General features: G+C 71.6%; 7 protein-coding genes. 3 read left to right on the top strand and 4 right to left on the bottom strand.

All coding sequences use genetic code 11. The annotated features are described in order from the left end of the window. Positions 1-61: 61 nt before the first annotated feature. Positions 62-466, top strand: a complete 405-nt coding sequence (locus tag ACFYY6_RS04930) for a MerR family transcriptional regulator (RefSeq protein WP_351520859.1) — start codon at positions 62-64, stop codon at positions 464-466. A gap of 3 nt (positions 467-469) precedes the next feature. Then, a complete protein-coding gene (trxA, locus tag ACFYY6_RS04925) occupies positions 470-817 on the top strand; it encodes a thioredoxin (protein ID WP_351520861.1) in 348 nt (115 codons plus the stop codon). 48 nt (positions 818-865) lie between these two features. On the opposite strand, the gene glgB is transcribed toward trxA, so the two are convergent. The 4 genes from glgB to ACFYY6_RS04905 all read right to left on the bottom strand — a co-directional run bounded on the left by glgB (position 866) and on the right by ACFYY6_RS04905 (position 8,952). After that, the gene (gene glgB / locus ACFYY6_RS04920) at positions 866-3,433 is read right to left on the bottom strand and encodes a 1,4-alpha-glucan branching enzyme (RefSeq protein WP_386609268.1); all 2,568 of its coding nucleotides are present in this window, start codon (positions 3,431-3,433) and stop codon (positions 866-868) included. Between the two features lie 92 nt (positions 3,434-3,525). Further along, positions 3,526-4,926 carry a maltokinase gene (locus ACFYY6_RS04915; RefSeq protein ID WP_351520863.1) on the bottom strand — a complete coding sequence of 467 codons (1,401 nt, stop codon included), beginning with the start codon at positions 4,924-4,926 and terminating at the stop codon, positions 3,526-3,528. A 241-nt stretch (positions 4,927-5,167) separates the two neighbouring features. Next, complete coding sequence (treS, locus tag ACFYY6_RS04910) at positions 5,168-6,874, bottom strand: maltose alpha-D-glucosyltransferase (protein WP_351520865.1); 1,707 nt, start codon at positions 6,872-6,874, stop codon at positions 5,168-5,170. Then, entirely contained in the window at positions 6,871-8,952 is a 2,082-nt protein-coding gene (locus ACFYY6_RS04905; RefSeq protein WP_351631080.1) for an alpha-1,4-glucan--maltose-1-phosphate maltosyltransferase, read from the bottom strand. The genes treS and ACFYY6_RS04905 overlap by 4 nt, the downstream gene beginning before the upstream one ends. 420 nt (positions 8,953-9,372) lie before the next feature. Between ACFYY6_RS04905 and glgP the strand changes: the two genes are divergently transcribed. Beyond that, positions 9,373-11,997, top strand: a complete 2,625-nt coding sequence (glgP, locus tag ACFYY6_RS04900; RefSeq protein WP_386609267.1) for an alpha-glucan family phosphorylase — start codon at positions 9,373-9,375, stop codon at positions 11,995-11,997. Positions 11,998-12,105 lie beyond the last annotated feature (108 nt).

Here is a 12,105-nt window from a genome sequence, read left to right as displayed (position 1 = left end):
TCTCCCGCGGCGGCCCTTCGTGCTTGCCTTGACGTCCACGTCAACGTCTACGGTCGATGTCATGCGGATCGGGGAGTTGGCCGAGCGGGCCGGGACGACCACACGGACCCTGCGGTACTACGAGTCGCGGGGACTGCTGCCCGCGCGCCGCGCCGAGAACGGGTACCGCGCGTACGACGAGGACGACCTGCGCCTCGTCGAGCAGATCCGGACCCTCCAGGACTTCGGGTTCGAACTGGAGGAGACCCGCCCGTTCGTCGAGTGTCTGCGTGCCGGTCATCCGGCCGGTGACGCCTGCCCCGCCTCACTCGCCGTCTACCGGCGCAAGCTCGGCGAACTCGACGCGCTCATCGAACAGCTCCGGGCGGTGCGCGCCCAGGTGGGCGCGCAGCTCGCACGGGCCGAGCTGGAGGCCGAGGCGGAGCTTCCCGGCGGACCGGAACCACGTTGTGAACTGGGAGGATGACAGATGATCCATGCCGAGGGCGTGACCGAGGTCACCGACGCCACCTTCGACACGGAGGTCCTGGCGGCCGACCTCCCCGTACTGGTCGAGTTCACCGCCGATTGGTGCGGCCCCTGCCGCCGGCTCGCCCCGGTGCTCGCCGCCGTCGCCGCCGAGCGGGCCGGGCGCGTCAAGGTCGTGCAGATCGACATCGACCACAACCCGGGCATCGGCACCCGCTACGCGGTCCTGTCGGCACCGACCCTGCTCGTGTTCCGCTCCGGCGAGCCGGTGAAGTCGATGGTGGGCGCCCGGCCCAAGCGCAAGCTGCTCCAGGAACTGGACGACGTGCTCGCGTACGAGACGGCGTGAGCGGCGGACGCGCGACCGTGTGCCGGGTCGCGCGCCCCGCCCCCGTCCTCACACCGGCCGGAACCAGACCGTGGCCAGCGGCGGCAGTGTCAGCAGCAGGCTGCCGGGCCGGCCGTGCGCGGCCACCGGTTCGGCCTTCAGCGGACCGGGGTGGCACACACCGCCGCCGCCGTACCGCGCCGCGTCCGTGTTGAGCACCTCCGCCCACGCCACCCGGCCGCCGAGCCCGTCCGGGACGCCGATGCGGTAGTCGTGCCGCACCACCGGGGAGAAGTTGCTGACGGCGAGCAGCGGCGCACCGTGCCTGTCGTGGCGCAGGAAGGCGAAGACGTTGTCCTCGGCCGCGCCGCCGTCCACCCAGGAGAAGCCCTCCGGCACGGTGTCGCACTGCCAGAGCGCGGGCGTGGCGCGGTACACCGCGTTCAGATCGGCGACCAGGTCGCGCACGCCCCGGTGGTCGCCCGCCGACGCGTACGTCGGGTCGAGCAGCCACCACTCCGGGCCGTGCTCCTGCGACCATTCCGCCCCCTGCGCGAACTCCTGCCCCATGAAGAGGAGTTGCTTGCCCGGATGGGCCCACATGAAGCCGAGGTAGGCGCGGTGGTTGGCGCGCCGCTGCCACCAGTCGCCGGGCATCTTGCTCACCAGCGCCTGCTTGCCGTGCACCACCTCGTCGTGCGAGATCGGCAGCACGTAGTTCTCGCTGTAGGCGTACACCATCGAGAAGGTCATCTCGTCGTGGTGGTACTTGCGGTGCACCGGCTCCTTCGTCATGTACTGGAGGGAGTCGTGCATCCAGCCCATGTTCCACTTCAGCCCGAAGCCCAGCCCGCCGTAACCGCCGTGCCCGACGTGGTGGGTGGCCCGGGTGACGCCGTCCCAGGCGGTGGACTCCTCGGCGATGGTGACGACGCCGGGGTTGCGGCGGTAGACGGTGGCGTTCATCTCCTGGAGGAAGGCGACGGCGTCCGGATTCTCCCTGCCCCCGTGCTCGTTGGGGGACCACTGCCCGTCCTCGCGCGAGTAGTCGAGGTAGAGCATCGAGGCGACCGCGTCGACGCGCAGCCCGTCGACGTGGAACTCCTCGCACCAGTAAGTGGCGTTCGCGACCAGGAAGTTGCGCACCTCCTTGCGTCCGTAGTCGAACTCCAGCGTCCCCCAGTCCGGATGCGCGGCCCGCGCCGGGTCGGAGTGTTCGTACAGCGGGCGGCCGTCGAACTCCGCGAGTGCCCAGTCGTCGCGCGGGAAGTGCGCGGGCACCCAGTCCACGATCACCCCGATACCGGCCCGGTGCAGCGCGTCGACGAGGTGACGGAAGTCGTCCGGCGTGCCCAGACGGGACGTCGGCGCGTAGAAACCCGTGACCTGATAGCCCCAGGACCCGCCGAAGGGATGCTCGGCGACCGGCATCAGCTCCACGTGCGTGAATCCCAGGTCGCGTACGTACCCGGGGAGCTGCTCGGCGAGTTGGCGATACGTCAGACCAGGTCGCCAGGAAGGCAGATGGACCTCGTAGACGGAGAACGGCGCCTCGTGCACCGGCACGTCGCCGCGGTGCGCCATCCACTCCTGGTCCCGCCACTCGTGGTGCGCGGCCGTCACGATCGACGCGGTGGCGGGCGGCACCTCGGTGCGGCGCGCCATCGGGTCGGCGCGCGTGGTGCGCGAACCGTCGGGGCGGCAGATGTCGAACTTGTACAGGGCGCCCTCGCCGATCCCGGGCAGGAACAGCTCCCACACCCCGCTGGCGCCCAGCGAACGCATCGGGAACGCGGTGCCGTCCCAGAAGTTGAAGTCCCCGACCACCCGCACCCCGCGCGCGTCGGGCGCCCAGACGGTGAAACGGGTCCCGGCCACGCCCTGGTGCTCCATGGGGTGTGCGCCGAGCGCGGTCCACAGCTCCTCGTGCCGACCCTCGCCGATCAGATGCAGATCGAGTTCACCGAGCGCGGGCAGGAAGCGGTACGGGTCGTGCACCTCGGTCTCGGTGTCCTCGTAGGCCACCTGCAATCGGTACTCGGGCAGCGAGGGCATCGGCAGCAGCCCGGAGAAGAGTCCGTCCCCGTCGTCGTGGAGCCGCGCCCGCAGCCCCTTGGCGAGTACGGTCACGGACCGCGCGAACGGGCGCAACGCCCGGAAGACCACCCCGCCGCGCACCGGATGGGCGCCGAGCAGGGCGTGCGGGTCGTGGTGCTCCCCGGCGAGCAGCCGGGCCCGGTCGCCGTCGTCGAGGGGGCTCGCCTCGCGGACCCCCTGGCCGCCGGAGCCCTCCACGCGCGCACGCGCGGGTGCGGTCCGCCCGACGGCCCGTCCCGCCCCGTCCCGCTCAGCGGCGGGCCTCCTCAGCCGGGCCGCCGCGGCGGAGGAGGCGGATGCGACGGAAGCGACGGAAGTGACGGATGAGGCAGGGGCGGTCGTGGCCGGTGCTGCGGTCACGGGGGCCGTGGTCATCGGTGCCGCCGCGACGGACGGTGCGGTAGTGGCCGGAGTGGCGACCGAGGCAGCGGCGACCGATGCGGTGGCGACCGAGGCAGCGGCGACCGATGCGGTGGCGGCCGGGAGTGTGGCGGGCGCTTCGTCGACGGGCGTGTTGCGGGACGGCTTACGGGCGGTCACAGGGACGGCCTCCTTCGCGGGGTGGTGGGGGAGAGCGAACGGGGAGGACAGGTGTCGGCCGGATGCCGGGCAGCCGCCGGGCAGGCGGCCCGTCAGCCGGAGACGGCGGCCAGACGGTGGATCGCCGCCATCGGGACCGGCAGCCAGTCGGGCCGGTGCCGTGCCTCGTACAGCACCTCGTACACCGCCTTGTCGGTCTCGTGGGCGCGCAGCAGTTCCGGTTCGCTGCGCGGGTCGACGCCCGCGGCCTCGGCGTAGCCCTCGCAGTACGCGGTCCGGCAGCGCGCCGCCCACTCGGCGTTCCACGGGCGGTGCGAACGGGCCGCGTAGTCGAAGGAGCGGAGCATGCCGGCGACGTCGCGCACCGGTGGCTGCGGGCGGCGGCGCTCGGCCAGCGGCCTGGCCGGCTCGCCCTCGAAGTCGATCAGCGACCAGAAACCGTCGGCCGCGCGCAGGGTCTGGCCGAGATGGAGATCGCCGTGGATCCGCTGGGCCGCCCGGCCGTGGCCCCGGTCCCCGAGCGAGGCCACCGCGTCGAACGCCGCGCGCAGACCGGGCACGTACGGCACGAGCGCGGGCACCGCGCGCGCCGCAGCCTCCAGTCTGCGCACCATGCCGGCCGCCAGGTGCGCGGTCTGGGCGGGGCGCAGGACGGGCGTGGGCAGCGCGGCGGCGAGCGCGGTGTGCACCTCGGCGGTGGCCCGGCCGAGGGCGTGCGCCTCTTCGGTGAAGTCGTGGCCCCGGGCGAGGGCGCGCAGGGCGAGCTGCCAGCCGTCCTCCGCGCCGCGCAGGTACGGCTGGAGAACGCCGAGGGTGAGCGGTTCCGGCGCGATGGACTCGAACCAGGCGACGGGGGCGGGCACCCGGCCGCACCCCTCGCGGGCGAGCGCCAGCGGCAGTTCCAGATCGGGGTTGGTGCCCGGGAACACCCGGCGGAAGATCTTGAGGATGTAGGCGTCGCCGTAGACGAGCGAGGTGTTGGACTGCTCGGTTTCCAGCACGCGCGGCGCCGGTCCGGCGGCGACGGGTGTGCCGCCCCGGCCGAAGCGCAGGGCGCCCAGCGCGCCGGGGGTGCGCAGCCGCTCCAGCAGGAGCGCGGCGAGGCGGGGGTCGCGCAGCCCCTCGTAGACCGCGCGGCCCGCGAGCGGTCCGTTCGCCGGACGGCCGATGAGCGCGGGCGCCAGCGGGGGAGGCAGCGCGGCCCGTACTCCGAGCAGCAGTTGGTAGCAGTCGGCGGGCCATCGCGCGGGCGCCGCCGGCTGATGGGCCCGCACCAGCAGATGGAGCAGCCCGGCCCCGGATCCGGCGGTCACGGAAGGGGCGTCCACCGGCAGCATCTCGGTCGCCGACACCAGCGAGAAGCCGTTGATCGGCTGCCCCTTGCCCGCGAACCACCGCTGCCGGGGCAGCCATTCGTGCAGCAGGGGGACGAGAGACGGAAGCAGAGCTGTGCTGTCGGCCAGGGCGACCCGGATGGATGCAGCCTCCGACATGGCAACGCGTCCTTTCCCCGGGCACACCACAGGATGCGAAGAGTGTTCCGGATTGCGGCATTGGCTGTCCGACTGTGCGGGATGTGTCGGGTCAGGATGGTCCGTACGGACTCGGCTCGAAGAGGGGTCCGGAAGCGTTCGACGCGGCGAATGGGCGAGAGGAGCGAGAGAGGGGAAGGGCGTTCCCCGTGCGGGGCGGCGGTCACCGCCCCGCGTTCAGTTGCCGTGAAGTGACGCGCCGTCAGTTGGACGGTACGTCCTTCCGCAGCCGGAACCAGTAGAACCCGTGCCCCGCCAGCGTCAGCAGATAGGGCAGCGAGCCGATGGCGGGGAAGCGCACCCCGCCGATCAGCTCGACCGGATGGCGCCCGTCGTACGAGCGCAGATCGAGCTCCGTGGGCTGCGCGAACCGCGAGAAGTTGTTCACGCACAGCACCAGGTCGTCCCCGTGCTCGCGAGTGAAGGCGAGCACCGCCGGGTTCGACGACGGCAGTTCGTTGAACGAGCCGAGCCCGAAGGCGGGGTTCTGCTTGCGGATCTCGATCATCCGCCGGGTCCAGTGCAGCAGCGACGACGGGGAGGCCATCGACGCCTCGACGTTGGTGACCTGGTAGCCGTAGACCGGGTCCATGATCGTGGGGAGGTAGAGCCGCCCGGGATCGCTGGAGGAGAAGCCCGCGTTGCGATCGGGCGTCCACTGCATCGGAGTGCGCACCGCGTCCCGGTCGCCCAGCCAGATGTTGTCGCCCATCCCGATCTCGTCCCCGTAGTAGAGGATCGGGGAGCCCGGCAGGGACAGCAGCAGCGCGGTGAACAGTTCGATCTGGTTGCGGTCGTTGTCGAGCAGGGGCGCCAGGCGCCGTCGGATGCCGATGTTGGCGCGCATCCGCGGGTCCTTGGCGTACTCCGCGTACATGTAGTCACGTTCCTCGTCCGTGACCATTTCGAGGGTGAGTTCGTCGTGGTTGCGCAGGAAGATGCCCCACTGGCAGTTGCTCGGGATCGCCGGGGTCTTCGCCAGCACTTCGGAGACCGGGTAGCGGCTCTCCCGCCGGACCGCCATGAAGATCCTCGGCATCACGGGGAAGTGGAACGCCATGTGGCACTCGTCCCCGCCGCGCTGGTAGTCGCCGAAGTAGTCGACGACGTCCTCCGGCCACTGATTGGCCTCGGCGAGCAGCACGGTGTCCGGGTAGTGCGTGTCGATCTCCTCGCGCACCCGCTTGAGGAAGTCGTGAGTCTCCGGGAGGTTCTCGCAGTTGGTGCCCTCGCGCTGGAAGAGGTACGGCACGGCGTCCAGCCGGAACCCGTCGATGCCGAGGTCCAGCCAGAAGCGCAGCGCGGCCAGGATCTCCTCCTGCACCGCCGGGTTCTCGTAGTTGAGGTCGGGCTGGTGGGAGAAGAACCGGTGCCAGTAGTACTGCTTGCGCACCGGGTCGAACGTCCAGTTGGACGTCTCCGTGTCGACGAAGATGATCCGGGCGTCCGGGAACTGCTTGTCGTCGTCGGCCCAGACGTAGTAGTCGCCGTACGGCCCCTCCGGGTCGGTGCGGGACTGCTGGAACCACTCGTGCTGATCGCTCGTGTGGTTCACGACGAAGTCGATGATCACGCGCATGCCGCGCTGGTGCGCGGCGTCGACGAACTCGACGAAGTCGGCCAGGTCGCCGAACTCCGGCAGCACGGCGGTGTAGTCGGAGACGTCGTAACCGCCGTCGCGCAGCGGGGACTTGAAGAACGGTGGCAGCCAGAGGCAGTCGACGCCCAGCCACTGGAGGTAGTCCAGCTTGGCGGTGATGCCCTTGAGGTCGCCGATGCCGTCGCCGTTGGAGTCCTGGAAGGAACGGACCAGTACCTCGTAGAAGACGGCACGCTTGAACCAGTCGGGATCGCGGTCCTTGGCGGGGGTGTCCTCGAACGTGTCGGGGACGGGCTCATTGACGATCATGGTGTGGGTGACCCTCCGGTAGACGGGGACGGTCGCAGGACCACGATGTGCGCGGGCGTGACGCCCGGCTCCAGGCGCACATAGAAGGCCCTGCCCCAGTGATAGGTGTCGCCGGTGAGCTCGTCGCGCACCGGCACGCTCTCGTGCCGGTCGAGGCCGAGTCGCGACATGTCCAACGAGACCGTGGCCTCCTGGGTGTGGTGCGGGTCGAGGTTGACGACCACCAGTACGGTGTCCTGCCCCGAGCGCTTGCTGTACGCGATCACCGCGTCGTTGTCGACGGTGTGGAAGTGCACATCACGCAATTGCTGGAGAGCCGGGTGACACCGTCTGATGCGGTTGAGACGGGTGATGAGCGGGGCCAGCGTGCGGCCCTCGCGCGCCGCCGCCTCCCAGTCCCTGATCCGGATCTGGTACTTCTCCGAGTCGAGGTATTCCTCGCTGCCCGGCCGCACCGGCGTGTTCTCGCACAGCTCGTAGCCCGCGTACACGCCCCAGGAAGGCGCCAGCGTCGCGGCGAGCACGGCCCGTGCCTCGAAGGCCGGCCGACCCCCGCCCTGAAGATGGCCCGGCAGGATGTCCGGGGTGTTCACGAAGAAATTGGGCCGCATGAACGGGGCGGTCTCGCCCGCCAGTTCCGTGATGTACTCGGTGATCTCCTTCTTGCTCTCGCGCCAGGTGAAATACGTGTAGGACTGCTGGAAACCGACGGCGGCCAGCGCACGCATCATCGCGGGACGGGTGAACGCCTCGGCCAGGAAGATCACATCCGGGTCGGTCCCGTTGATTTCGGCGATCACCTTCTCCCAGAAGACCACCGGTTTGGTGTGCGGATTGTCGACCCGGAAGATCCGCACTCCGTGGTCCATCCAGAAACGGAGAATGCGAACCGTTTCCTCGACCAGGCCGCGCATGTCCTTGTCGAAGGCGATCGGATAGATGTCCTGGTATTTCTTCGGCGGATTCTCGGCGTAGGCGATCGAACCGTCGGCGCGGTGCCGGAACCAGTCGGGGTGCTCCTGGACCCAGGGGTGGTCGGGGGAGCACTGGAGCGCGAAGTCCAGCGCGATCTCCATGCGCAGCTTGCGCGCCGTCGCGACGAAATGGTCGAAGTCGTCGAGGGTGCCGAGATCCGGGTGGACGGCGTCGTGACCGCCCTCGGCCGATCCGATCGCCCACGGCACGCCGACGTCGTGCGGCGCGGCGGAGAGGGAGTTGTTGGGACCCTTGCGATGCGTGGTGCCGATGGGGTGGACGGGCGGAAGGTAGACCACGTCGAACCCCATGGCGGCGACCGCGGGCAGCCGCTCGGCGGCGGTACGGAAGGTGCCGCTGACGATCCGCGGCGGCGCGGCCGTCGTGGCCCCGTCCGGTCCGGCCCGTCCCGGCCGCCCGGACCGTCCGGCCGGCTCGGACACCGCGACCGCCCCGGCAGTCCCCGCCGGCTCGACGGTGGCGCCCTCCGAGCGCGGGAACAGTTCGTACCACGAGCCGAACAGGGCCCTTCGGCGCTCGACCAGCAGCGGCAGCGGGGCGGACCCGGTGACCAGCTCGCGCAGCGGATGGCGGTCGAGCGCGGCCCGTACCTCGGGGGCCAGCGCCGCGGCCAGCCGGGCGGCGGCCGGGCGGGACGCGTCACGCAGCGCGTCGGCCGCGGCCAGCACGGCCTCGCGCCCGTCCCGCTTGGGCACGCCCATGGCGGCCCGCTCGTGCAGCTCGGCGCCCTCCGCCAGGACGAGCGCGGTGTCGATCCCCGCCGGGATCTTGATGCCGGCCTCGTGCCGCCAGGTGGTGACCGGATCGCTCCACGCCTCGACCGCGTACGTCCAGCGCCCCTCGGCGTCCGGGGTGACGTCGGCGCCCCACCGGTCGGTGCCGGGGGCGAGTTCGCGCATCGGCGTCCAGGGCCCGGGTCGCCCGTTCGGGTCCAGCAGGACCACGTTCGCGGCGACGGCACCGTGGCCCTCCCCGAAGACGGTCGCGGTGACCTGGAAGGTCTCGCCGGTGACCGCCTTGGCTGGCCTTCTGCCGCAGTCGACGAGGGGGCCGACGTCGAGGACGGGAATGCGACCGATCATGGAAACCTCTGGGGACAGGGCTCGGGCCGAGCAGGGCGCGCCGGTGTCGCGGAGGGCCGAATGCGCCCACCGCGACCGACGGGGGTCCGTCCTTTCTAGCCGCTTCCGGCCGCTCGGTCGGCGGCTGACGGTGTGTGGGCGTGGCCGCTTCTTTCGCATTCACTCAAATGGCACTCGAACGGCCGGGTGTGGAAGTGCCGAGCGCGCGCGAAACGGCCTGCGGCACCCCGATTTCTTAGTGCATTCGGGCGGAATTCACGGGGTGCGGAAGGTGTCGGGGCCGTATTCGTCCATTCGGGCCCGAAGGACATCCGCGCATCGCCGAGGCATTCCGTGGGCGGCGGGGAATCCCGCAGGGTGACGGAGCCGCGCCGTGGTGCGTCCGCCGGGAACGGCATGTCCCCTGTAAAGGTGGAACGTGTGAAGGCCATTCGTCGATTCACCGTGCGTCCCGTCCTCCCCGACCCCCTTCGACCGCTCAGCGACCTCGCCCACAACCTGCGCTGGTCCTGGCACACCGAGACCCGTGAACTCTTCCAGGCCGTCGACCCGGAGATCCGGCGGACGGCGGAATGCGACCCCGTGCGGCTGCTCGGCGCCGTGTCGGCCGCACGGCTCGCCGAGCTGGCGGCGGACGAACAGTTCCTGCAGCGGCTGGCCGAGGTGTCCGCGGATCTGCGGAACTATCTGGACGGGCCCAGGTGGTACCAGGAACAGCTCGGCCGCGGCGTGGAACTACCGGCCGCCGTCGCCTACTTCTCGCCCGAGTTCGGCGTCACCGCCGCTCTGCCCCAGTACTCCGGCGGGCTCGGCATCCTCGCCGGGGACCACCTCAAGGCCGCCAGCGACCTGGGCGTCCCGCTCGTCGCCGTCGGTCTGCTCTACCGGCACGGCTACTTCCGTCAGAGCCTGTCCCGCGACGGCTGGCAGCAGGAGCACTACCCCGTGCTCGACCCGGACGAGCTGCCGCTCACCCAGCTCCGCGAGGCCGACGGAACCCCCAGCCGGGTGGTGCTCGCGCTGCCCGGCGGGCGCTCGCTGCACGCCCACATCTGGCAGGCCCGGGTCGGACGCGTACCGCTGCTGATGCTGGACTCCGAGGTGGAGGAGAACGCTCCCGGCGAACGCGAGGTGACCGACCGGCTGTACGGGGGCGGCAGCGAGCACCGGCTGCTCCAGGAGATGCTGCTCGGCATCGGCGGGGTACGGGCGGTGCGCACGTACTGCCGCCTCACCGGCCATCCGGCGCCCGAGGTGTTCCACACCAACGAGGGGCACGCCGGATTCCTCGGCCTCGAACGCATCCGTGAACTCGCCGACTCGGGGCTGGACTTCGACGCCGCGGTGGAGTTCGTACGGGCCGGAACGGTCTTCACCACCCACACGCCCGTGCCGGCCGGCATCGACCGCTTCGACCGCGAACTCGTCGCCCGGTACTTCGGCGACGAGGGCGAACTCCCGGGCGTGGACGTCGAACACGTCCTGGACCTGGGCACGGAGACCTACCCCGGCGGCGAGCCGCGCGTCTTCAACATGGCGGTGATGGGGCTGCGTCTCGCCCAGCGCGCCAACGGCGTCTCCACCCTCCACGGGCGGGTCAGCCGTGAGATGTTCGCCGGGCTGTGGCCGGGCTTCGACGCCGAGGAGGTGCCGATCGCCTCGGTGACCAACGGAGTCCACGCTCCCACCTGGGTCGCCCCCGAGATCCTGCGGCTGTGCGGCCGGTACGGCGGGTCCCCCGGGCGCTGGGACGGCGCCGCCGGGCCCTGGGAGGGTGCCACCGACATCCCCGACGGCGAACTATGGGAGTTGCGACGGGAGTTGCGCGCCCAGCTGGTCACCGAGGTACGAGAACGGCTCCGCGTCTCCTGGCGCGACCGGGGCGCGGAACCGGCCGAACTCGGCTGGATCGACGGCGTGCTGGACCCGGACGTGCTCACGATCGGCTTCGCCCGGCGCGTGCCCTCGTACAAGCGGCTGACGCTGATGCTGCGCGACCGCGACCGGCTCAGGGAACTGCTGACCCATCCGGAGCGCCCGGTCCAGATCGTCGTCGCGGGCAAGGCCCACCCCGCCGACGACGGCGGCAAGCGGCTGGTGCGGGAGCTGGTGCGGTTCTCCGACGACCCCCGGGTCCGCCACCGCATCGTCTTCCTGCCCGACTACGGCATGGCCCTGGCGCAGAAGCTCTATCCGGGGTGCGACATCTGGCTCAACAACCCGCTGCGTCCTCTGGAGGCGTGCGGCACCAGCGGAATGAAGGCCGCGCTCAACGGCTGCCTCAACCTCTCGGTCCTCGACGGCTGGTGGGACGAGTGGTACGAGCCGGACTTCGGCTGGGCGATCCCCACCGCCGACGGTCTGGCCGTGGACGAGGACCGCCGCGACGACCTGGAGGCGGGCGCGCTCTACGAGCTGATCGAGGACCGCATCGCGCCGCGTTTCTACGACCGGGACGACGAGGGGCTCCCGGGCCGCTGGATCGAGATGGTCCGGCGTACGCTGCGCGACCTCGGCCCCAAGGTCCTCGCCGGGCGCATGGTCGCGGAGTACGTGGAGCGGCTGTACGCCCCAGCGGCGCTGGCACAACGGGCGATGGACCGGGGCGCGGCCCGCCGTCTCGCCGGCTGGAAGGCGGCGGTCGGCACCGCCTGGCCGCGGGTCGCGGTCGACCACGTGGCGGCCGAGGTGCCGGACACGGTGGAGGGCTCGGCCGAGCTGGGCTCGACGCTGATGCTGCGGGCCAGGGTCACCCTCGGGGAGCTGGAGCCGGAGGACGTGGAGGTGCAGGCGGTGGCCGGCCGGGTGGACGCCGCCGACGGCATCTCGGACGCCCAGGTTCTCCCGCTGAAGCCCGCGGGCGGCCAGGACCTGGAGGGCCGCTGGCTCTACGAGGGGCCGCTGGTGCTCGACCGCACCGGTCCCTACGGCTACACGGTGCGGGTGCTGCCCGCGCATCCGCGGCTGGCGACCGGCGCCGAGCTCGGGCTGGTGGCGCTGCCGACGGAGACCACGGCGGACGGCACGGGCCTGCTCATGCGCTGAGAGCCCGGGGCCGTCCCGTACCCCCCGTGGACGCCGAACCGCCCGGGAGGAGCGCGGTGCTCCTCCCGGGCGGCCGTTCCGTACCGAGGTCCGGAACGTGGTTCGGCT

This window comes from Streptomyces sp. NPDC001750 (genome assembly GCF_042892615.1).
GTDB lineage: Bacteria > Actinomycetota > Actinomycetes > Streptomycetales > Streptomycetaceae > Streptomyces.
Note: the sequence above shows the minus strand (reverse complement) of the source record. Positions and strands in the feature narration are given on the sequence as shown.